Annotated in this window: 20 protein-coding genes, 4 tRNA genes and 1 pseudogene; 11 read left to right on the forward strand and 14 right to left on the reverse strand. The window is 58.8% G+C overall.

Annotated features, from left to right (window positions below; genetic code table 11):
* Positions 1 to 3 precede the first annotated feature (3 nt).
* Complete coding sequence (locus ATY80_RS22100) at positions 4 to 1,008, reverse strand: Gfo/Idh/MocA family oxidoreductase (protein ID WP_088694442.1); 1,005 nt, start codon at positions 1,006 to 1,008, stop codon at positions 4 to 6.
* Positions 1,005 to 2,051 (reverse strand): LacI family DNA-binding transcriptional regulator, encoded by a 1,047-nt coding sequence (locus ATY80_RS22105; RefSeq protein ID WP_088694484.1) that lies wholly within the window; start codon positions 2,049 to 2,051, stop codon positions 1,005 to 1,007. The genes ATY80_RS22100 and ATY80_RS22105 overlap by 4 nt, the downstream gene beginning before the upstream one ends.
* Positions 2,052 to 2,309: 258 nt before the next feature.
* Between ATY80_RS22105 and ATY80_RS22110 the strand changes: the two genes are divergently transcribed.
* The gene (locus ATY80_RS22110; RefSeq protein WP_088694443.1) at positions 2,310 to 3,476 is read left to right on the forward strand and encodes a dihydrodipicolinate synthase family protein; all 1,167 of its coding nucleotides are present in this window, start codon (positions 2,310 to 2,312) and stop codon (positions 3,474 to 3,476) included.
* 978 nt (positions 3,477 to 4,454) lie between these two features.
* Here ATY80_RS22110 and ATY80_RS22125 read toward each other — a convergent pair.
* From ATY80_RS22125 to ATY80_RS22135, 3 genes are all read right to left on the reverse strand, one after another.
* Positions 4,455 to 4,531, reverse strand: a tRNA-Arg gene (locus ATY80_RS22125).
* A gap of 50 nt (positions 4,532 to 4,581) precedes the next feature.
* The gene (locus tag ATY80_RS22130) at positions 4,582 to 4,887 is read right to left on the reverse strand and encodes an ETC complex I subunit (RefSeq protein ID WP_088694445.1); all 306 of its coding nucleotides are present in this window, start codon (positions 4,885 to 4,887) and stop codon (positions 4,582 to 4,584) included.
* Positions 4,888 to 5,073: 186 nt separating this feature from the next.
* The gene (locus tag ATY80_RS22135) at positions 5,074 to 6,720 is read right to left on the reverse strand and encodes a phosphoethanolamine--lipid A transferase (RefSeq protein WP_088694446.1); all 1,647 of its coding nucleotides are present in this window, start codon (positions 6,718 to 6,720) and stop codon (positions 5,074 to 5,076) included.
* 180 nt (positions 6,721 to 6,900) lie between these two features.
* Between ATY80_RS22135 and ATY80_RS22140 the strand changes: the two genes are divergently transcribed.
* Positions 6,901 to 6,977, forward strand: a tRNA-Pro gene (locus tag ATY80_RS22140).
* Between the two features lie 221 nt (positions 6,978 to 7,198).
* Entirely contained in the window at positions 7,199 to 7,837 is a 639-nt protein-coding gene (locus tag ATY80_RS22145) for an outer membrane protein (RefSeq protein ID WP_088694447.1), read from the forward strand.
* 54 nt (positions 7,838 to 7,891) lie between these two features.
* Here the strand turns inward: ATY80_RS22145 and ATY80_RS22150 are convergent, their stop codons facing one another.
* A complete protein-coding gene (locus ATY80_RS22150) occupies positions 7,892 to 8,374 on the reverse strand; it encodes a DUF192 domain-containing protein (RefSeq protein ID WP_088694448.1) in 483 nt (160 codons plus the stop codon).
* Positions 8,374 to 8,952, reverse strand: coding sequence for a cold-shock protein (locus ATY80_RS22155; protein WP_007535143.1), 579 nt, complete (start codon positions 8,950 to 8,952; stop codon positions 8,374 to 8,376). The genes ATY80_RS22150 and ATY80_RS22155 overlap by 1 nt, the downstream gene beginning before the upstream one ends.
* Positions 8,953 to 9,146: 194 nt before the next feature.
* On the opposite strand from ATY80_RS22155, the gene gloA reads away from it, so the two are divergent.
* The 5 genes from gloA (at position 9,147) to ATY80_RS22175 (ending at position 11,593) form a co-directional block, all read left to right on the forward strand.
* Entirely contained in the window at positions 9,147 to 9,587 is a 441-nt protein-coding gene (gene gloA / locus ATY80_RS22160; RefSeq protein WP_088694449.1) for a lactoylglutathione lyase, read from the forward strand.
* A 156-nt stretch (positions 9,588 to 9,743) separates the two neighbouring features.
* Positions 9,744 to 10,808, forward strand: a complete 1,065-nt coding sequence (locus ATY80_RS22165) for a D-Ala-D-Ala carboxypeptidase family metallohydrolase (RefSeq protein WP_088694450.1) — start codon at positions 9,744 to 9,746, stop codon at positions 10,806 to 10,808.
* Between the two features lie 197 nt (positions 10,809 to 11,005).
* A tRNA-Glu gene (locus ATY80_RS22170) sits at positions 11,006 to 11,080 on the forward strand.
* 186 nt (positions 11,081 to 11,266) lie between these two features.
* Positions 11,267 to 11,416: a hypothetical protein gene (locus tag ATY80_RS29085; RefSeq protein ID WP_189637233.1), complete on the forward strand. Its 150-nt coding sequence runs from the start codon at positions 11,267 to 11,269 to the stop codon at positions 11,414 to 11,416.
* A gap of 102 nt (positions 11,417 to 11,518) precedes the next feature.
* Positions 11,519 to 11,593 (forward strand) — tRNA-Glu (locus ATY80_RS22175).
* A gap of 275 nt (positions 11,594 to 11,868) precedes the next feature.
* On the opposite strand, the gene ATY80_RS22180 is transcribed toward ATY80_RS22175, so the two are convergent.
* From ATY80_RS22180 to ATY80_RS22190, 3 genes are all read right to left on the reverse strand, one after another.
* A complete protein-coding gene (locus ATY80_RS22180; protein WP_088694451.1) occupies positions 11,869 to 13,200 on the reverse strand; it encodes an FAD-binding oxidoreductase in 1,332 nt (443 codons plus the stop codon).
* Positions 13,201 to 13,309: 109 nt separating this feature from the next.
* A complete protein-coding gene (locus ATY80_RS22185; RefSeq protein ID WP_088694452.1) occupies positions 13,310 to 14,536 on the reverse strand; it encodes an adenylate/guanylate cyclase domain-containing protein in 1,227 nt (408 codons plus the stop codon).
* 121 nt (positions 14,537 to 14,657) lie between these two features.
* Entirely contained in the window at positions 14,658 to 15,422 is a 765-nt protein-coding gene (locus tag ATY80_RS22190; RefSeq protein ID WP_088694453.1) for a TIM barrel protein, read from the reverse strand.
* A gap of 210 nt (positions 15,423 to 15,632) precedes the next feature.
* Between ATY80_RS22190 and ATY80_RS22195 the strand changes: the two genes are divergently transcribed.
* Positions 15,633 to 16,571, forward strand: coding sequence for a lytic transglycosylase domain-containing protein (locus tag ATY80_RS22195; protein ID WP_088694454.1), 939 nt, complete (start codon positions 15,633 to 15,635; stop codon positions 16,569 to 16,571).
* A 92-nt stretch (positions 16,572 to 16,663) separates the two neighbouring features.
* On the forward strand, positions 16,664 to 16,846 hold the full coding sequence (locus tag ATY80_RS29780; RefSeq protein ID WP_088694455.1) for a hypothetical protein: 183 nt from the start codon (positions 16,664 to 16,666) through the stop codon (positions 16,844 to 16,846).
* Positions 16,847 to 16,867: 21 nt separating this feature from the next.
* Here the strand turns inward: ATY80_RS29780 and ATY80_RS22205 are convergent, their stop codons facing one another.
* The 4 genes from ATY80_RS22205 to ATY80_RS22220 all read right to left on the reverse strand — a co-directional run bounded on the left by ATY80_RS22205 (position 16,868) and on the right by ATY80_RS22220 (position 20,098).
* Positions 16,868 to 17,119, reverse strand: a complete 252-nt coding sequence (locus ATY80_RS22205) for a hypothetical protein (RefSeq protein ID WP_189637234.1) — start codon at positions 17,117 to 17,119, stop codon at positions 16,868 to 16,870.
* 83 nt (positions 17,120 to 17,202) lie between these two features.
* The gene (locus ATY80_RS22210; protein ID WP_088694456.1) at positions 17,203 to 17,724 is read right to left on the reverse strand and encodes a DUF992 domain-containing protein; all 522 of its coding nucleotides are present in this window, start codon (positions 17,722 to 17,724) and stop codon (positions 17,203 to 17,205) included.
* Positions 17,725 to 17,953: 229 nt separating this feature from the next.
* A complete protein-coding gene (locus tag ATY80_RS22215; protein WP_088694457.1) occupies positions 17,954 to 18,883 on the reverse strand; it encodes a sugar ABC transporter substrate-binding protein in 930 nt (309 codons plus the stop codon).
* Between the two features lie 180 nt (positions 18,884 to 19,063).
* Positions 19,064 to 20,098, reverse strand: coding sequence for a sterol desaturase family protein (locus ATY80_RS22220; RefSeq protein WP_088694458.1), 1,035 nt, complete (start codon positions 20,096 to 20,098; stop codon positions 19,064 to 19,066).
* A gap of 180 nt (positions 20,099 to 20,278) precedes the next feature.
* On the opposite strand from ATY80_RS22220, the pseudogene ATY80_RS22225 reads away from it, so the two are divergent.
* Positions 20,279 to 20,573 (forward strand): annotated as a pseudogene (locus tag ATY80_RS22225) (IS110 family transposase); the annotation flags it as partial.

Consider the following 20,573-nt stretch of genomic DNA (forward strand, 5'->3'; position numbering starts at 1 on the left):
TACTCAAAGTCCTGTTTCGATTTTCACGGCGGAACCACTTTTGGCCGCCTCGACAACAGCAAGGCCGGTCGCAAGCGACCAGATGCCATCCTCCGCCGTCGCCGAAGGACGGCCGTTGCCGGCCACGGCAGCGTGGAACGCTTTCAGTGCAGTTTCATAGAGATTGCTCGCATTGGTCGGCAGTTGCTGTTCGCCTTCGGCGTTCCTCAGCGTCACCGTTCCATCCGGGCGCTGGGTCATGACGTTGCGGCCGATCAGCGAGCCTTCGGTGCCATGCACCTCAAAGCCGGTTTCGGCATACTTGGTGGTGAAGGCATCATGAAACTGCGCGAGGACACCGTCCTCGAAACGCATCACGCCCATGACGCCATCTTCGACGCCCGGCTTGCCCATCCCCGCCGCCTGCGAGAACGCTACCACTTCGACCGGATCACGCCCGAGAACGAACCGCAGCGTGTCGGTGTCGTGAACGGTGATATCAAGAATGACGCCGGCACCAGCTTCCGGCTTATCCAGTCGCCAGCCTTGCAAGTGGGCCGGCAGATAGACGGCATGAAAGACCCGCGCGGCAAGCGGCTTGCCGATTTTGCCGGCCGCGATCGCGTCTCTCATGGCAATGTGGGTGGAGGCGTTGCGGAGATGGTGGTTCGTGGCGAGCACAACCCCAGCGTCCTTTGCCGCCTTCGCCATGTCGTGCGCATCTTGCAGCGACATCGCCAACGGCTTCTCGCAAAGAACATGCTTGCCGGCACTCGCCGCAGCGATCGCCTGATCGCGGTGAAGTTCGTTGGTTGTCGAGATGTAAACCGCCTCGACATCAGGATCATTCACGAGGGCATCGACGTCAGTGACGTGCCTTGGTATCCCGTTCTCCGTCGCATAGGACCGGCCGCGCTCGGCGCTGGAGCTCATGACGGAGACTATATCGCCATCGGTTGCGCGGATAGCCCCGATCACCCACTCGCGCGCAATGGTGCTCGCGCCAATCAGCCCCCAACGAACCGTCATGCCATCTTCCTTCCTGCATTCTTCTGCGCGGCTCCACAGCTCTCGCGAACGACAAGCCGAACAGCGGTCGTCACGCTTTCGGGCTCCGCCTTGCCTGCATTGATCTGTTTGAGCAGAAGCTGGGCTGCCCGCCGGCCCATGCTTTGCGGATCAACGGAAATGGTCGTAAGCGCCGGGACTGCCGTCTGCGCCTCGATCACGTCGTCGAAACCGACGACAGCAAAATCACGACCAGGCTCCAGACGACGCGCGCGCAGGCCGTCACACACACCGAAGGCGACCGCATCATTGAAGCAGACCGCTGCTGTTGGCCGATCGCCAATCGCTATCGCTCGCCCGATCGCATCGACGCCGCCCGCCCTCGACGGCGCTGACGAGACAACGAGTTCCTCATGAAAGCCGAGGCCGGCCGCGTTCATGCCGTCGGCATAGCCCGCAAGACGCTCCTCGAAGACCGCCGTATCAGGAAATCCACCGAGAAACGCAATTCGGGTGTGACCCAAAGATGCCAGGTGCTCGACCGCCGCGGACGTCCCGCCCTGATTGTCGGAAACAATCGACGAGACTTTCGCACCAGGCAGGCTGCGAACAACGACGACGACCGGAATACCTGCGGCAACGAGCGGCTTGAAATCCGCCGCCTCGGTCGCGCGTGCCGGAGAGACGATGAGACCCGAGATTCCGTGTTCTCTCATGGAGGCAACAACTTCCCGCTGCCGGTCGATGCTCTCGCTCGTATTCGAGAGGAACTGCACGAACCCAGCTGACTGCACAACCATGTCGACGCCAACCGCAAGTTCGGCAAAGAAGCTGTTGGTCAGGTCATTGACGACGACACCGATGATCTTCGATTTCGCGCTCGTTTGGCGCAGGTTCGCGGCCCCGCGGTTATAGACATAACCAAGCTCGCGCATCGCGGCATTGACCTTGGCTCGTGTCCCCTCGTTCACGAGCGGCGACCCTTGCAACACCAGTGACACCGTCGACTTCGAGACGCCGGCAGCCTTGGCGATGTCAATGACGGTCACCCGCCCCTTGGTCATGAATTCCTCCCGGCGTTCGCGCCAACTTGAATGCCACATAATTGGAACGTTCCAAATATGTCAAGAGCGATTTCCGATGAGCCGCAACGCTCAAACTCGAGGGAGAATACCATCTATCTTACTGTATGCGCTGTATTTATCCTCTATAAAGAAATCAGGATATCCTCGCTCTTAGTGGAAAAAGATGGATCAAAAGAATCTAATTGAAATTTGGAACGATCCAAATTATTGCGTTGTCACCTGTCGAGGAGGATCGCAATGAGCCTGTTTTTAAATCTGCCGAACACCGACGACCGCCCCAGCGAGTACCGTCTTGTCGGGACGCCGATCGAGCGCCCGTCCACACCGCCGAAGTTCAACCGGATTGCGTACGCGGCCGCCCATGTCGTATCCGATCCTCGAAGGGAGCTCGACCCCTGGGGCCGCCCCGCGATCGACTGGGACACAACGATCGCCTTCCGCCGACACCTGTGGAGCCTCGGCTTCAAGATCGCCGAAGCAATGGATACCTCTCAGCGCGGCATGGGCCTTGATTGGGCTGGCGCGCAGGAATTGATCCGGCGCTCGTTGGAGGAAGCTCGCACCATTCAGGGGGCGGATCTTGCATGTGGTGCCGGCACTGATCATCTGGCGGCATCCGATGCGCGATCGATCCAAGACGTCATCAAGGCATACGAGATACAGATCGAGTTCGTGGAAAAGAACGGCGGCCGGGCCATCATGATGGCCAGCCGCGCCCTTGCCCGGGTGGCCTCCTCAGCGGACGACTACGTCAAGGTCTATGGCCGAATTCTCTCCCAGGCCAAGGACAAGGTCGTCTTACACTGGCTCGGAGACATGTTCGATCCGAACTTGGCCGGCTACTGGGGCAGCGCGCAGTTTGAACCGGCGCTCGAGTGTGTTCTCAGAATCATCAATGAGAACAGGGAGAAGGTCGAGGGGATCAAGATTTCGCTGCTCGACAACGCCAAGGAAGTGCTGTTGCGCGACCGGCTTCCGGAAGGCGTTCTGTGCTTCACCGGAGACGACTTCAACTATGCGGAGCTGATCGAAGGCGATGGCCGCCGCTATAGCCACGCCCTCCTCGGCATTTTCGATGCCGTTGCCCCTTCAGCGTCGAAAGCGTTGGCGTCGCTTGCCGCGGGTGATGCCGCCACCTTCCGCTCCGTGATAGAGCCCACCGTTCCGCTCTCCCGCAAGATCTTCGAGGCGCCGACGCAATACTACAAGGCCGGCGTCGTGTTCCTGGCCTGGCTGAACGGTCACCAGAGCCATTTCAGCCTTCCTGCTGGCCTGCAATCGGCGCGTGGCATCAATCACTATGCCGACATTTTCCGCCTTGCCGACAAGGCAAACGTCCTCGACAAACCAGAGCTTGCCGTCGCACGCATGCGGCATTTCATGGGCGTGTTCGGCATCGAGTGAACTGCCGAGAAGTGGCTTGCGCGTGGGCGTGGACAAGGGGAGCCAGGGACAGTTTCTGCGCTTAAGGCGCACGTCGGCTCGGGTCGGGATTGTACTGTTCCCAGGCACGAACTTTCCGCAAGCCCTGGCTCATCTGGGCTCTTGTTCGGCTATCTTACTAATAGCTGCAGGGGCGGTCGTTGTTGAATCCGAGTGCACAGGCTGAGTTTAGCGAGGAGTTTTGGTTCCGCTGGCTGGTTGTCGAAGTGCAAGCCGATGCCATCGTCGCAAGACTCAGCAGCGCCCCGGCCACCAAAAAATTGCGAAGTCGGTTCATCTGTTTCTCCTTGGCAGGACCAAACATCATGATGTTGCTCCGAGAAAATTCGGAGGAATCTCGTCCTCCTCGGTCAACAGGAATCTGCCCCGCACTTGAGACAAATGGAGTTGTCGGGCGAAATGAGAAACTGGGGGGGGTCAATTCTTCGCTTCGCTTGACAGGAGTTCGGCTCGACGCTTTCTACCCAAGCGGCTTATTGAATTTCAGACCTCCGGTCGAAGTCGACAACAGTCCCCTGTCGCGATGCCTCCTCTTGAGCCGCTTGGATGGCCTGCTGGATATAGTACACGACGAGGTCGTAGTCCGGGCTCTCCCGCGAGGCGATTTCCCACGCGAGGTTTAGAGTAAAGACTAGTTGTTGGACAATCGCTTCAGTCACGACTGCGTACCCCCGAGGCACGAAAATCCTAGGAGCCGTCCAAGTTCATAGCAACCTCAACAGTCCGACCTACCGCGCGAGAATCTCACCAACGGTGTAGTGGGATTTGCCATAGGGCTCACCAAGACCCCCAACGACTTCGAGAGGCGGCTCCTGCCCCTTGGGATGCGCTGATTCCCGAGGGATGGATTGTTACGCTGCCGTACCGCAAAGGCATCGGCCAACTGCAATATCCGGAGGAAATCGCCGGCTACATCGGCCCGGAGAAATTTGAAAAGAGTGGCGACCCCTGCAGGAATCGAACCTGCGACAACCTGCTTAGAAGGCAGGTGCTCTATCCAGCTGAGCTAAGGGGCCGAGTGACCTAGGCCTCAGGCCTTGGTCAAATCAGCGTGCATGAAAGCGGATCAATGCGTCCAAGGCTGTGTCCGCGTATAGCGGAAATTATCAGGGTAAGCCACAGTCTGGCGCTGCGGATCCTTCGGAGCGATAACCCGATAGTCGATGCCGTTGCGCTTCGCATAAGCTTCAGCGAGTTCCTGCGTTTCGAATGTCAGCTTCAACTGCTGGCGCATATCCGAGGAAGACGTGTAACCCATGATCGGATCGATGGTACGCGGCGTCTCCTGATCGAACTCGAGCACCCAGGTATTTGTCTTTGCCTTACCGGACTGCATCGCGGTCTTGGCTGGACGGTAGATCTTGGCAGACATTGCTGCAACGCCTCCGAATTAGCGGGCTTTCGCACTCGAAACTTCACTCTGCCCCAATCCGAGGCTTCTCTTCATACAAACCGTCGCACAAAGAGATGAATTTTGCTTACCGACGAATCCCTTCCTTTTCAAGAAAAAAGCCAAGGCGGCCGACGCCGGAATTTCCAACCATTTCCGATAGCCTTCCTATCCAGCCGCCGCGTCACGGCATGCTGCAAAGAGGTCGAGCTTTGCATCGTATAGACTAGTTGCCACATCCATCAGCCCGAGGACGCTGTGGAAGAAATTGTCGTGGGATGTCGGTTCCGCCGCCCGGCGCGCGAGGCAGTCCGTGTCGATCTTCGCGGCCGCGCTGAAGTCCGGCGCAAGCCATGCGATGATCGGCACATGCGTTTGTTGCGGCGGCGCAAGAAGATCGGGCGCCCCGTGCAGATATAGACCATTCTCGCCCAGCGATTCGCCGTGGTCCGACACATAAAGCATAGCGGTCGATTCGGAATTTCCATGCCGTTTTAGGATGTCGATCACCCTCGCCAAGACATGGTCGGTGAATAGAACCGTGTTGTCATAGGCATTGATGATTTCCTCCCGCGTGCAGGCGCCGAATTCGGCAGTCCGGCAATCGGGGATGAAGCGGCGGAAATCGTCCGGATAGCGCTGATAGTAGCCGGGGCCATGACTGCCGTTCTGGTGAAGGACGAGGACGCTATCGCCCTTTACGCCGGAGAGCCATTCATCCAGCCTATCGAGCAGCGCCGTGTCCAGGCATTCACCGTCACGGCAAAAACGTGGATCGGCGGCATCTGGCAGGAAGCGGTAGGGAATTCGATTGGCAACGGTATAGCTGCCCGTATTGTTGTCCCACCACTCCACTTTCACTTTCGCATGACCCAGAATGTCGGTCAGATTGTCGGTCTCGAGTCCCTTGCGCAGCGTATATTGCCGTTTCGGATAGGCCGAGAACATGCAAGGGAGAGATACACCGGTCGTCGTACCGCAACTCGTCGAGTTGGCATAATAAACGACATCCCTCGCCTTCAGTTCCGGATTGGTCTCGCGGGAATATTCGCCGAGCGAGAAGTTTTGCGCACGCGCGCTCTCCCCAACCACGAGAACGATCACCCGCGGCTTATGATTCGGGTTGGATGAGCGCTGATGGGCATCCAAGCCCAGGGGGCGACGCGCGATGCTGCTGTCACGCTCCGACGCAAATAGGTAGCGGGCGGCGTTACCGATCGGAATGAAGGGGTTGAAGGACAGGATAATATCGCGATGCAGGCGTCCGACCGCTGCATAGGTCTGCGAAAAGCCGAGGCCCGCCGCCACAAACACGGCCAGGCACGGTAGAATGACCGCCATGTTCCAAGCAAATTTCTGCGGAAACGGTCGATGCACGACGCGAACCCAGAGAATAAACAGTGACGGCAGCATTCCGGTAAAAAACAAATGCAAGAGAAAGGCCGGCGTAATGAGGTGCGCGGCTGCCTCTTGCGTCATGATCGCCGCATTTCGGATCATCTCCTTGTCGATGACGATGCCGTATTGATCAGTAAACCAAGCGGCCATCACCGAGACCAGCACGAAAAAAATCAGAGCCGGCTTAATGAGATATTTCACCGAAAAAGCTGTCATCGCAGCAATCGTAACCGCAACAATACCGATGACGAAGGCGATGAAGGCCACCGGATAGACTGCGAGATGCGTATAAGCCCGTATCCAGAAAGTCTCGTTGGCCACAGCGAGAATATAGACGGCGACGAGGACTGACAGCGTGACGCTGCCAAGGCACGGCCTTAGCCTCCGATGCTGCGGCGTCTCATCGAAATCATCCAATCCGCTCTCCGCAACCTAAATGGTGGCGGCATGATCCTGGCCGCTCGATCATTGGCGCTGATGTCAACCTTTCCTGACACCAACCTGAACGAAGAAAGCGCTTGCATCAAGCATTGGGGAATACGCGATTTAGATATTGCGGCCACGATGCGAACCGTGTATTGCCCTCCCTCGTCGGCACGGAGTGTAGCGCAGTCTGGTAGCGCATCTGGTTTGGGACCAGAGGGTCGGGAGTTCGAATCTCTCCACTCCGACCACTTTCCCTTCAATTCACAGCGTCACCAACGATCGCGGACTGATCCTTCAGCGCGAATTGCTGCGCCGTTTCCCCCTTCGTTACAGCATCTGTTCTTGGCTCGCTCCAGAGGAGGCAATGGCACCAACACGCGAAAATTGCAAAGAAACCGATTGTTAAGGCTGCATAAGGTATCATTCACCATATTCATCTGCACTTTGTTAACGCTACGGGAACCTCATGATGTCGTCTTTGCGGATTTCGCTCACTCTCGTCGTGACCGCGCTTGCTCTGCCAGTCCGCGCTGCCGACCTTGCACCTGATCTCCCAGTGATGCCCGTTGCACCTGCCCCAGTTTTCAGCTGGACCGGACCCTATGCCGGTCTGCGCGGCGGCATAGGTTTCCTGAATAGCGATTTCAGCGTACCCGGCGCCAGTGCCTCCAATGATTTTAACGGCGGCCTCGTTGGCGGCTTCCTCGGCGCGAACTACCAGATGGACAGCATCGTGATCGGTATTGAGGGCGACCTTTCCTACACCTGGAACAAGAAGGATCTGACTGTCCTTGGCACGCCCACGGAAGTTGGGACAGACGTTTCCGGCTCTGTCGTCGGTCGCGTCGGCTACGCCGTTGATCGTGCCCTGATCTTCGCGACAGCGGGCTGGGCCGCGACACGTGCCACGGTCGATACGCCGGCTGGCGACGAAGACAAGACCTTCAACGGTTGGACGGTCGGCGCGGGCCTCGACTACGCCTTTACCGACAACCTCTTCGGTCGGGCGGAATATCGCTACAACGATTACGGCAGCGAAGATATCCAGGGAGCAAACGTCGATCTTGATGAACAAGTCGTCTCCGCGGGCATTGGCGTCAAGTTCTAGCCGCCGCTGACAGAGATCTCATGGCGGAGAACAGGCGCTCCGATGGGCGCCCTCCTACTTCTTCTTTGTGGTCGTCGCGCTCATCACCTTGTCGCCCGGCTTGATGCCGAGTTTGGCGGTCACGCCGGCATTGAGTTCGATCACGTACTTCACTTCCGTCATCGAATCGATGATGTCCCGGGAGTACGGCACCGCGTTCTGTTTGATGTTACGGATCGTGCCCGTCGAATCGATGAACAGCATATCGAGCGGCAGGATGGTGTTTTCCATCCACATCTGGACCCGCCGCGAAACACCGAAATCGAAAATCATGCCGGCGTCGTCGGCCATCTCCTTGCGATACATCAGCCCACGCTGGCGCTGCTCGTTGGTATCGGCGATCTCGACCACGAAATTCAGCCGTTTGCCGGAGGCTGTCTGAATGATCAGCGGCTCCTTGTCGAAGGTCATCGGCTGTTGGGAGAAAGCCGGAAAGGCGAGGATGAAAAAAAGCGCCGCAAGGGCGCTTCTGATCCAATGGACGGCCGACATACGCATCAGTGCGCGCGGCTCACCGGGCTCGGCACGTCCGGATGAATCTCGGCGGCCATCAGTCCCTTGTCGCCATCACCGTAACGGACGAGCACGACCTGACCCGGACGCAACTCCGTGAGACCAAACCGGCGCAACGTTTCCATATGGACGAAAATGTCTTCCGTTCCCTCGCCGCGCGTCAGGAAGCCGAAGCCCTTGGTGCGGTTGAACCACTTGACCAGCGCGCGTTCCAGCCCGCTCGTCGCCGTGACTTGCACGTGGGTGCGAACCGGCGGCAGCATCGAGGGATGTACCGCCGTCGACTGGTCCATGGACAGGATCTTGAATGCCTGATAGCCGCGTTCACGGCGCTGGATCAGCGCAACGATCCGCGTGCCTTCGAGAATTGTCTGGTAGCCGTCTCGGCGCAGACAGGTCACATGGAGAAGGACATCCTGCATGCCGTTGTCCGGGACGATGAAACCGAAGCCCTTGGCCACGTCGAACCACTTGACGACGCCGGTGATTTCAATGAGGTCGACCGCTTCCCCCGCGAGTTGATCGAGGTCGGTGAATTCCTTTGATGAAATTCTGTCAGCCATGTCGCCAGCCCCTCAATACGCGTCACACTGTTACGGTTAACTGATTCTTGAGATCAAGATTAACATGTTGGTAACGGATTAGCGCAAGTCCTACTTTTCGATTATTCCCAGTTGCCAATCATACTCCGCTGTCTTGCCCGAAACTGGTGGTCCGCCACATAAGAACCCGACGCCCCGCTTAGAGAGGAAATAGAATGCGTTATCTCCACACCATGGTCCGCGTGAAAGATCTGGACGCCTCCCTGCATTTTTACACCACGCTCTTCGGTCTTGAGGAGGTCAGGCGCACGGAGAACGAGAAGGGCCGCTTCACGCTCGTCTTTCTTGCAGCTCCTGGCGACAAGGCCGACGCCAGTGCCAAGGGCGCGCCCTGCCTGGAGCTGACTTATAACTGGGACACCGAGGACTATACCGGCGGGCGCAATTTCGGTCACCTCGCCTATGAGGTCGATGACATCTATGCCACCTGCCGGAAGCTGATGGACAGCGGCATCACGATCAATCGTCCGCCGCGCGACGGCCACATGGCCTTCGTTCGCTCGCCGGACGGTATCTCGATCGAGATTCTGCAAAAGGGCGGAAGCCTTCCGACCGCCGAGCCCTGGGCTTCGATGGGCAATACCGGCGCCTGGTAAGCCGAGGCTTTTGCGAGGCTTGCGGCTTTTGCGATTTCGGACTTGCGTGTCCGCGTCACGCTTGCCGCAGCCGGGTGGCGCAGGCACTCTCCAGTCGACTCGAGGCGAAGCATGCGGTTTTCACGCAGCCTTCGCCGTCCCCTGGAGAATGCTCGCGTGCTCGCTGTTGAAAAACGGATAGCTTTAGGACCCGCCCTTCTGATCGCCACATCGGCGCTGGTGCTCAGCGGCTGCGTGTCGGACAAAAAGGCCGCCGATGCCGCCTCCGTCCTCGCGCCGGTCGAACCGGCGGCAGCTGCGCAGCAGGCCGCGGCAGCCACACCGGTCCAACCAGGCTATCGCGATCCCATGGTCGCGAATGTATCGGGCGCTCAGCCAGCGCAGGCTCCGAACGCGCAGCCGATGGCAGCAGGATCAGCCGCTTCGGCTCCCGCAAACATCGGCGGCCTGGCAATGCAATCAACCGGGATCAACGCGCAGGCGATGAGCATCTTCTCGGCGCGCGCAGTGTCGCAGAACAATCCGACCTCGACCCAATTGCAGCCCGCCGGCGGCAATGCCTACGCGCCGGTTGGTGTCAGCCCCGTACGCTCGAGCGTTTACAGTAGCCAGGTGCCGGTCGATCAGTCCCAACAGACGCAGCAGGGTCAACCCTTGTTGCCACAGCAGTCCTCACAGAACACGAGCACGCAGAGCGCGCCGGTGCAGAGCGCGTCACTTTCGACGGGCGCCCTGGCAGGGCAAACGGTGAATGCGCTCTACAGCGCGCCGAGGCAAAACCTGCTCGGCAGTCTTTCTGGCCTGCTGCAAAAAGCCTCCCTGCCCGGCATGACGCGGATTGCGCCCAACGGCCTGCATCTTCAAAACGACAAGGTGGAAGTCGGCTGCTTCAAGCCGAACCTGATGAACGTGATCAAGGCGATCGAGACGCATTTCGGCAAGCCGGTCATCGTCACATCGGGCTACCGCGACCCGAATCACAACCGCATGGTCGGCGGCGCCGAAGAATCCATGCACAAGACTTGTGACGCGGCCGACATTCAGATCGACGGCGTGTCAAAATGGGATATCGCAAGCTATGTCCGATCACTGCCGGATCGCGGCGGCGTCGGCACCTACTGCCATACCGACTCGGTTCATCTCGATACCGGAAAGAACCGCGACTGGAACTGGGGTTGCGGCGGCAGGGCCGCTCCGGCGACCATCGCTCGCGCCCTGTGAGGCAGGCGCTTCGCCGTTCATAACGCAGCGTAAGCTCGCCTCGCGAATTCCTAACATGGGCGAATAGCGTCTTGATTCGGCTACAATAAACCCCATTTCGCTCTCGCAAAAAAATCCGGTCATTTTTTTGAAAAAAATCGAATTTCCCGCTTGCGGGATTCAGGGTGCCTGACTATAAGGGCGCCACCACGAAGGAAGCGCCCTTCGTCTATCGGTTAGGACACCAGATTTTCATTCTGGGAAGAGGGGTTCGACTCCCCTAGGGCGTGCCACTTCTCTTGATCTTCATGATCTTTCCCAGTCTAAATACAACGCCTAGGGATGATCCATATGCGGCCCTTGCCGCATGAAGATCAGGCGTCTGTCATCGACAACGGGGCGCTCATTCGGCTTCACCTCAAGTCCAAATCCGGCTACGAACCGGTTTCGATACCATCGCAGTCGAGAAGACAGAGAAGATGGAAAAACAGAAAACAAAATCACGAGATTGGTTCGAGGTCATTGTCGGCAATGGCAACGTGAACGTCGGCATTGCCCGACTCTTGTTACTCGTGATGGTGTTCATTATCGTCTTCGGGACGATTATGTGGGCTATTCTGCCGCAGTAGCGACGATCGCCACACTCTCCGTCTAGGGCGTGCAGCTTCTCTTTACCGCGAAGCTCGAGCGTCTTGTCGAACCGCCGGTTCGTTCCTATTTCTTTGCCTAATGCGCCCTTCGTCTATCGGTTAGGACAACAGATTCTCATTCTGTAAAGAGGGGTTCGATTCCCCTAGGGCGTACCAGACCTCTCGATGACAAGCTGGGCCCAGACGGCGCGCAATAGCACTATTAAACTCGTCACGGTTGCGGATCCACAAGGGTCGACGCGCTGGCTCCGGGCACTTGGAGCTCTAGCATCGGGAGATCTCGCAGGCGCGGCAAGAGCCACTGGTGCGGAGTCGACAAAGGCAAAGGAAGGCGTGCCGGATCCAGGTGCCGTAGCCGTGGCAAGCGCATTCGAAGCGGCGGCAGCGCAGCACCGAGTAGGCAGCGCGGGCGAAGCGCTCCCCTCGCCCAATCAAAAGCCACTGATCAGTTCGACCTTCGAGCCGTCGCTGAAGCGCTCGAACCGGAACGCTTTCGGATCAACGACGGGCGTCCTGCTCATAACGATATCGGCCATCAGTCGTCCTACCGCCGGCCCAATGCCGAAGCCGTGCCCGGAAAACCCGGTCGCGATGTGGAAGCCTGGAATGGAATCGACCGCCGAGATGACAGGTACGGCATCGGGCGTGACATCGATGTAGCCTCCCCAACGCTGGGCGATTTCCGCCTTCTCGAAGACCGGAAACGCCCTCTTCAGGCCTCCGAGTGCATCCTGCGTCAATTTTTTCGAGGGCATCGGATCGAGAACCCGATGATATTCGAACGGACTCGCGTCATCCATCGACCAGCGCCGCGGAATGCGCAGTTCGTCAAAGAAGCGGCCAGCAAGGCGGAAGGACAGTGACTTCCACTCCGACTTCAATGCCGGCAGAAACGCTGCAGCGTAGCGGAATGAGGTTGGCACGATATCGACGATGTTGTCGTGCCCGCAGGCGACTGTATAACCGCCGTCCTGCCGTTTTCGGATGGCGAAATCCTTGGCCCAGATCGCCTGTTCCGGTCCACCGTTCAGCGGCTTTGTGCGCATCACGCTGTTCAACACCTTCAGTTGCGGCAGGTCGATGCCCAAGCGCCCGGCAAACAGGCTGGACCAGGCCCCGCCGGCCAGAACCACAGCCTTGCAGGCGATCGCGCCACGCTCCGTCCCGACGCCGCTGACGGCTCCCGCCGAGGTCTCGATGCCGCGGACAGCGCATTCCGTCAGAATGGTCGCTCCCTTATCACGCGCCGCTTCGGCGATCGCCGGTGCCGCCTTTTGCGGCTCCGCCCGGCCGTCAGCCGGCGTGTAGAGCCCTCCGGCCATGTCCAGTCTCGAGCCGGGGATGGTTTCGGCGAACTCCCGCGCCGTCAGCATCCGGGATTCGATCTGATGGCCGTCGAGGTTGGTACGCCAGCGCTCGTGGTCCGCGAGATCCTTCTCATTGGTGCAGGTGAAGATGATCCCCGCCCGTTTGAATCCCGTATCGCGCCCCGTGCGTTTGTCCAGGCCATCCCAGATCCTCAGCGCCTCCGCCATCAGCGGCACTTCACGCGGATCGCGCATCGCAATCCGCACCCAGCCCCAGTTCCGGCTGGACTGTTCCTTGCCGATCCCGCCCTTCTCGCAGAGCGTCACGCGCAAGCCGCGCTCAGCAAGTTCCAGCGCCGTGGAGCAGCCGATGATGCCGCCACCGATCACAACGACATCGCATTCTTTCGGCAGCTCCTCGTCACCATGGACGGGAACAACATAAGGACCGGGCATCTGGGATTGTCTCCTGGCAGGGACTCAAGATCGTTTGGCTATCGTAGCCCTACAACCCCGCCATGCATTTAGGAACCCAATGCGCCCTTCGTCGCGGATACTGCAGCTTTCAGGATTGCTTGAAGGCAAAGACATCGACAGGTTCGCCTAGTCCCCGGAGGGGGAACGAGCCGAGGCTCTCCATGCGTTCCTGGCATGTGGCCATCTCGACGAATGCTCTGGAGAACAATACTGGCCGCTTGATCTCCTTCGTCAGGCTTTCCAGGCGCGAGGCGACGTTGACCGCAGGTCCGATGACCGTGAAGTCGAGCCGCCGTCGCGAGCCGATGTTGCCATACATCACGTCGCCGACATGCACGCCGATGCCATAGCGCAGTACCTGGCGGCCTTCGCGCGCGTTCTGCTCGTTCAGGGTGGCAACAGCGCCCTCTGCCTCCCTGATCGCCAACAACAGGTTCTGGCAGGCCATCGGATTGGTCAGCGGGAAGATCGCCAGCATGCCGTCTCCCATGAACTTGAGGATCTCGCCGCCGTGATTCTCGATCGGCTCCGACATCGCGTCGAAGTAGCCGTTCAGCAACTCGATAACATCGTCGCGCGGCCAGTGATCCGAGATCGTGGTGAAGTCGCGCAGATCACAGATCAGTATCGCCGCCCCAACTGTCGCCCCGCTGCCGCGCGTCGTCGCGCCAGCAAGGATCTCTCCGCTGGCATGCGGCCCGACATAGGTCTCCAACAGCGTGCGTGCCAGAATGTTCTTGAGCCGGATCTCGGTCACCAGGGTCAAAGCTGGCAGAAGATCTTTGAGAAAAGCAATATGTTCGTCGGCGAAGCCGCCGGGCCGATCACTGGAAAAGGTCGCGATATGGCGCTTGCCGAGCGTGTGTTCCATCGGCCAGGCGATATATTCCGTGAGCCCGTCATGGATCAACTCGTCATAGAACTGATGGTGGCCGTCACCGTCGTGCATCGCCTCGAGGTCCTTGCGGACTTCGATCGCGCCGCTGAAAATTTCGTTCACCGGGCTGTTGCGAAACTGCGGAGTCTTCTCAACGCCGTAGCCGAACGTATCGATCTTCGCTTCGGCCAATCCGACTTTCCAGAGAATACGTGCTCCGAGCCATTGGGGATGAAGCGTTCTGAAATGTAGCGACGCTCGCGCCACCGGGACGCCTTCATCCCGCAGCCGCTGGCACATCTGCACGAATATGTTGTCGATGAAGCGCTCATCGCGCGTTTCGGTGACTAGCCAATCGATGATCTTTCGTCGACGCGAGGGCCACACGCCTTCGCTCTGGTCCATGAAATACGAAGGCACGTCCGACAGGGATTGCATGGCTACGCTCCACAAATACAGTCGCCTCCCGATTGCGGGAAGACATTACTCATCCTTAGATGGTGCACGGCCCTGCAGATTGAAATGGCTGAGGACCATCCGAGTATGAATTACCCCGCTTTCAGCCGAGCATGCGTCGGGTCGCTGCAATTGTCGCGGCGCTCTCTGCCAACGGTCTGTATTCCAGCCCGATTGCACCACAATAACCTTGTTCGACGAGCCAACCGACCCGTCGCTTAAGGTCGACATTGCCGCTACCGGGCTCGTTCCGTCCCGGATGATCAGCGATATGGACGTGGAAGACGCGGGCGATATTGCCGCCGATCACCTCGGCCGTATCCTCGCCCATAACGGCGGAATGATAGACATCGTAGACAATGCCGATCTCGGGGCGCCCGGTTGCTTTTGCGATATCGAGGCCCTCAACCGTTGAGTGGAGGAAATAGCCGACGTGGTCGATCAACGTGTTGAGAGGCTCAAGACCAAGGCGAACCCCGCTGCCTTCGAGAATCTCGCCGGCGGCAGTCAGGGTTTCAATCAGCGCCGCCTTCTGCTCTTCGCGAGACTTGCCGGGAAGATCGTCACCCGCCTGCGCAATCAATGTGTGAGCACCGAGGCGCCTGGCCGTCTCCATCGAACTCTTCAGGCCTTTCAGGAATGCTTCCTTGTTGGCACGATCGGTCAGCGCAATCATCGGTTCAGCGACAAAGCTGGTGAGCTCTATTTCAGTTTCCGTCAGCGCCCATTCGATGCTGCCGATATCTTTGTTCGTCCATTTCCAGAATTCGACCGCCTCCACGCCATCCCTGTGCGCAAGTCGGATCCTGTCTGCAAAGTTGTCGGCCTCGGCAGCGAACAGCCATTCGATGCAAGCAGAAAGTCTCATTGGCGGCCTCGCTGAATCGGGAACTATTCTTCCCGACAATAGTCGAACGGCGGCAACAGGCATACGGCAAAAACCTTCCACGCGTCGTTTCTGTCTTGACGTCATATTCAGCATTGCTAACGTGCAAGGGCGTATTAATCTCCCAACTCCGCCCGTCATTCATTGACGGGCGTATCTTTTCCGGCTTGGACCAGGAATCGTAGAGAGACGATGGCGGCAGTGGGCGTATCGTTCGGCAAAGGCTTAATGATTCTCATTGCCGGCTTTCTGCTGGCGCTTCCCGAGATTGCCTTTTCCCAACCGCCAGCCGCAACATCGCATCGCGTGTGCATCTACTCACTAGCGATACCTCAGTCCGGCGAGCGCCTTTGCATAACCCGCGAAACGTATGGCCGCGATCTCTGTGTCGCGATCGATCACTTCGCCCGGGAAAACCATCTGCCGCCGGAATATTTCGCCCGACTGATCTGGCGTGAAAGCAGCTTTCGAGCAGGCGCCGTCAGCCCCAAAGGCGCGCAGGGCATTGCCCAGTTCATGCCCGGCACGGCAAGGCTGCGCGGGTTGAGGGACAGTTTCGATGTTCTCGAATCCCTCAAGGAATCAGCACGCTATCTCGACGAATTGCGAACACGCTTCGGCAATCTCGGCCTTGCCGCCGCAGCCTATAATGCCGGCGAGCGGGGACTCGCGGATTATCTTGATACAGGCTTGTTGCCTTTCGAAACGCGCAGCTACGTCCTGGCCATAACCGCGAATACGATCGAGCAATGGAAAAGCGATCCTCCGGTCGACGCCGCGCAATTTCTTAGTCCGGACAAACCCTTCATTGATGGCTGCATAGAGCTTGCCAGCAACCGCCGCCTGACCGAGAGCGCCTCGGTTCAACAGGGTCCATGGGCACCATGGGGCGCCCAGCTTGCGGCGAACAGCAGCGATGCCGCAGCACTTCGCCTGTTCACCGCGGTCGCACGTCAACTGCCGTCGCCGCTCGCGGGTGAAGAGCCGGTCATCGTGCGCATGCGTGACCACAGCTTCGGCTTCAGGCCGCGCTACGCAGCCCGTATCGGCAGGCAGACTCGCGCTGAAGCCGACAAGGTTTGTGTGACTGTCCGTGCGGCTGGAGCCGCCTGTACCGTTTTTCGAAATTGAGATAGTTTCGAGTACGGACAGCGATGACTTTTTGTGTCGCACCGATGAACATTGGCGCGGGTTGTGCGTTTTCGCCGTGGGAGGAAAAGGCCATGCATAGTACGCAAAACAGACAGATTAGAAATCCAGGCCCCCGGGGTCAGAGTATCGCCAAGCAAGGCAGGCACGGTGCCGATGCCGCAGAAGAGCGCAAGCTGCACAAACTTCTCGGACGCCACGTTCCCGAGCATGAAAATCAGGCGAACATCACCAGTAAGCCACCAAAACTTCGATAACGGCGGCCGAACCCGAAGTGATTACCAGACCAGGAAATCCGGGGCGGTCTGCTGAAAGGTCAACTTAAGCGTACCATCGGGCTGGACCACGTATTGCTCGAACCTGCGGTAACCCCATTTTCCCAGGAACGTGTTGTTGATCACCGTTCCCGGCGGGTACGGTGAGCGCGCGACGCGTCCATAGGTCAGGCTACCCGGAATAGGCTCAGGCGGCGGCCCAGTCGTGCTGCAGCCGGCTAGCGCCATCGCAATGAATATCGCGGCATACCTCATGGCTACCTCCTATGCCGCCCCCAAATCCTGGCCGCATGCCTCCGCGGCCAGAATTACACATCACCGCCGGTGGCCGATATACGTCAACCCTGCGGCGTCAGCGTCATGGACGTTCCGGTAGCAGCAACATTGATACCGAGCTGACCGGTCACGCTCAACGTCTGCAATTGGACCGAACCGCTGGTGCCGCCAACGAGGATATTGGCGCCCACACCGGCGACGAGCGTCGCTTCAGCCGACGCCCCCTGGTACAGACCGCCGAGGGAACCGCGATGGTATCCTGTCGTCGGTGCAAACACTGCCCACACAATCCGTCCGCGCGTGGTAAAGCCGACATCGACCCCCAGCTTGCGGATCGCGCCCGTATAGCGATCCGGCGCCCCACTGTTCGAAACCGGGCTAAAAACGCAGTCAACCGATTTGGCCGAACCAAGGAGGTAACCGATACCGCCACCGACATCGCAAGTCAGGATCCCGATCTTGACCCCATCACTCAAATCGGGCTGGGGCTCATTGTAGGTGCTCACCAAATCGGCGGCGATAACGCTCGAGGCCAGGGCTTGCATCAGGGATGCGGCAGCAACAACGGTTGCGATCTTCTTCATCATTTTCTCCTTGTATTGCACGGAGATAAATAGCGCATCGCACCGATTTACCAAGCTCGCTAACGCATGGCTGCCTTTCGGATCTTGCAGCCTAAAGAAACTGTCTGGACAGCCGTCCGCGCCGCTGCGACGGGCACCAAACACCGATCCGGGCCGCTGAAATAGCAGATCACGGCGACGCAGTCGGCCTCGCCGTGATCTGTGTGCTCAGACCGTGAGGCGATCCGAGCTAGTTGAGGTTCTCGAACTGGCCCATATTCTGCCGAGTCACGAGCTGGAACGGGATCCAGACTTCGCGATCAAGCTTCTCGCGTCTCACTGCCTTCAGGGCTGCGTCGATCGATCCCTTGCCCTGGCCTTTAGCGTCTTGGAACACGGTAACCTTGAGGTCGCCGGCCTTCATTGCCTGCAACGCCTCAGGTGTGGCGTCGATGCCGGCGACGAGGATCTTTTCAGTCGAGGCACCTGAATTCTTCAGCGCGGCAATGGCACCTAGCGCCATCTCGTCGTTGTTGGCGATGACCGCATCGAATTCCAGGCCCGACGTCAGCCAGTTCGAGACCAGATCAGCACCGTTGACGCGGCTCCAGCTTCCGACCTGCTCCTCAACCACGTTCAGGCCGCTGCATTCGGGTGTCTTGATGACGTCATGCACATCCTGCGTCCGCTGACGAGCAGCCTGACTCGTCAGGTCGCCGATCATGACAACAACATTTCCCTTGCCGCCGAGCATCCGACAGACTTCCTTCGTCTGCAGCGTCCCGGATTCGATTTCGTTGGAGCCGACAAACGCCTGCTGCTTGCCAAGAGTCGACAGATCGGTCGGCTGCACGTTCACGTAGATCAGCGGAATGCCAGCCTCTTCAGCAACCTTGCTGAGCGCGGGAGTGCCGTCGGAATCGACGGGATCCACGATGATCGCCGATACGCCGCTGGTCGCAAAGTTGCGGACCTGATCGAGCTGCTTGTTGACATCAGTCGTCGCATCCTCGATCTGCAATTCGACGCCGATCGATTTGGCATAGGCGTCCATGCCGTTGACGATCAGCGTCTGGAAGTTGTTAGACAGCGTCCCCATTGAAACGCCTATGCGTTCGGCGGCATGAGCTTGAGTTGCAAGCACCAGGGCCAGCGCGCTGGCGCTCAGGAATTTAAGCATATTCTCCTCCCAGAGATGATGCGGCACCCGATGTCCGCATCAAGACGGTAGCTGCGCCCACTCCCCTCGTCCGCGAAAATAGTGATGAAAAAACCTCAACTTGAGAGGTTCGCTGGCATCCGGGAAAACAAAAAGCCCGGCATATCGCCGGGCTCTAAGCTCAGGAGGATGATTGCTCTTTCAACTTGCCTGCTGCTGTTGCCGGGCTTTCTTTTCCTGGCGCCGGCGGGCCTGCTCCATGAACCGCTTGTCCATCCGCTCCTGCGCTTCCGCCGAACCGTCGTGGAAGGTTCCGAACCACTTGTCGAGCGGAATCACGCCGTCAGCGTAATTGCACTCGAAGTACTTGTGATGGAGGTAGTGGTCATATGCATGGGTATCGATCGCGCTGTCCTCGCCGAAGACGATTTTATCGAAGCCGGCGTGGCCAGGGGCTGGGGCAAGCCCCGCATGCACGAGGTGAAACATCGCATGGACCGGGTTGGACGGCACGATCCAGTGGATCAAGACGCCCGAGAAATAAAGCAAATGCTCCGCGGGATGCATGGCCAGGCCTGACCACGGGCCGGGGTTGACGTTGTTGTGATGCAGCTTGTGGACGGCATGGTAGAGCGGCGGCCAGTGAATCAGGCGATGCACAAGGTAGAAATGCAAGTCGCGGAATGTCGGGACGAGAAGCATGACAATGCCGCAGTAGACCGGGTGATCCGCAAACGCGACATAGGGAATGATACCGTTCGCAAATGCCCAGAGCGTTAGCGCCTCGAACGCGGTCCAGATCGGAACGGCGCCGGCAAAGGTCCAGATCACGTTGTCGACGGTCTGATTTCCGAAGAGGAACGCGTCATTGCCGACCGACGGCCATTTTGCGTTGTATTTGAAGCTCGTTCCCTGCTTGCGCTGCATATAGAGGCGCAGATGGAACATTCCGAAAAACACGAACACGAGCGCGGCATTGCGCGCTAGGAGATAGGCGATCCAGCCGATAGAGAGGGTCTTCGTCGTTTCGAACGACGGCGTCGCGTAGATCCAGAGAAGTGTCCCGATGATCGCGTAGAAGACGTTCCAGGGCATAAGATAGCCCGGATAGCCGAAGACCCATTTCAGGAATCGGATCGGCTGAACCGGCCAGACAAAAACAGGTGGGTAGGAGACCAGCTTGGCGGGCGCCCAATCGCCCCGTTTGTTGCGCTTCCCATAAAGTGTATCGTCCATCGCCACTCCTCCGTATCGATTGTTCCTAAAAATACCGGAGTGGCCTGCGAGAGCCCACACATTGCTTGAGGTGTTTTCCTCATTTTGCAACTGTGCTCCTATGCCGCCACTGACCGATAGTTTCGGCGGGAGGAGGTGGCATGAAAGAGGCCGCGCCCGCTGAGAGAACGGATCACTGAGATGCAGGTGATGATCGAGGGACAGTCACACTTCCAGCCTTTCGGCTTACCTTATTGGGGTTTCACAGATCTCAACAAGGGAGTTGGAAGCATGACTGCCTCCTATGATTACCATATCGGCGTCGATTACCACAAATCTTACAGCCACCTGGTGGTACAGGACAGCAGCGGCAAGACCCTGCGCTCCGGTCGGGTGAAGAACGACCGCCAGTCGCTTGGCGGCTTTCTCGAGCGCTACCGCGAGAACAGCCACGCGGTGGTCGAGGCGACGCGCAACTGGATGGTGATGTACGACT

Origin of the sequence: Rhizobium sp. R711, from assembly GCF_002211365.1 — a bacterium.
Lineage (GTDB): Bacteria > Pseudomonadota > Alphaproteobacteria > Rhizobiales > Rhizobiaceae > Rhizobium.

Bases quoted from the DNA above. Each gene is read 5' to 3' on its own strand.
- ATY80_RS22150 (WP_088694448.1), bottom strand. From the start codon at position 8,374: ATGCGTATGTCGGCCGTCCATTGGATCAGAAGCGCCCTTGCGGCGCTT.
- ATY80_RS22155 (WP_007535143.1), bottom strand. From the start codon at position 8,952: ATGGCTGACAGAATTTCATCAAAGGAATTCACCGACCTCGATCAACTC.
- ATY80_RS22215 (WP_088694457.1), bottom strand. From the start codon at position 18,883: ATGCTTAAATTCCTGAGCGCCAGCGCGCTGGCCCTGGTGCTTGCAACT.
- ATY80_RS22105 (WP_088694484.1), bottom strand. From the start codon at position 2,051: ATGACCAAGGGGCGGGTGACCGTCATTGACATCGCCAAGGCTGCCGGC.
- ATY80_RS22130 (WP_088694445.1), bottom strand. From the start codon at position 4,887: ATGTCTGCCAAGATCTACCGTCCAGCCAAGACCGCGATGCAGTCCGGT.
- ATY80_RS22100 (WP_088694442.1), bottom strand. From the start codon at position 1,008: ATGACGGTTCGTTGGGGGCTGATTGGCGCGAGCACCATTGCGCGCGAG.
- ATY80_RS22185 (WP_088694452.1), bottom strand. From the start codon at position 14,536: ATGCAATCCCTGTCGGACGTGCCTTCGTATTTCATGGACCAGAGCGAA.
- ATY80_RS22220 (WP_088694458.1), bottom strand. From the start codon at position 20,098: ATGGACGATACACTTTATGGGAAGCGCAACAAACGGGGCGATTGGGCG.
- ATY80_RS22180 (WP_088694451.1), bottom strand. From the start codon at position 13,200: ATGCCCGGTCCTTATGTTGTTCCCGTCCATGGTGACGAGGAGCTGCCG.
- ATY80_RS22190 (WP_088694453.1), bottom strand. From the start codon at position 15,422: ATGAGACTTTCTGCTTGCATCGAATGGCTGTTCGCTGCCGAGGCCGAC.
- ATY80_RS22110 (WP_088694443.1), top strand. From the start codon at position 2,310: ATGAGCCTGTTTTTAAATCTGCCGAACACCGACGACCGCCCCAGCGAG.
- ATY80_RS29085 (WP_189637233.1), top strand. From the start codon at position 11,267: ATGGAAAAACAGAAAACAAAATCACGAGATTGGTTCGAGGTCATTGTC.
- ATY80_RS22205 (WP_189637234.1), bottom strand. From the start codon at position 17,119: ATGAGGTATGCCGCGATATTCATTGCGATGGCGCTAGCCGGCTGCAGC.
- ATY80_RS22145 (WP_088694447.1), top strand. From the start codon at position 7,199: ATGTCGTCTTTGCGGATTTCGCTCACTCTCGTCGTGACCGCGCTTGCT.
- ATY80_RS29780 (WP_088694455.1), top strand. From the start codon at position 16,664: ATGCATAGTACGCAAAACAGACAGATTAGAAATCCAGGCCCCCGGGGT.
- ATY80_RS22195 (WP_088694454.1), top strand. From the start codon at position 15,633: ATGGCGGCAGTGGGCGTATCGTTCGGCAAAGGCTTAATGATTCTCATT.
- gloA (WP_088694449.1), top strand. From the start codon at position 9,147: ATGCGTTATCTCCACACCATGGTCCGCGTGAAAGATCTGGACGCCTCC.
- ATY80_RS22210 (WP_088694456.1), bottom strand. From the start codon at position 17,724: ATGAAGAAGATCGCAACCGTTGTTGCTGCCGCATCCCTGATGCAAGCC.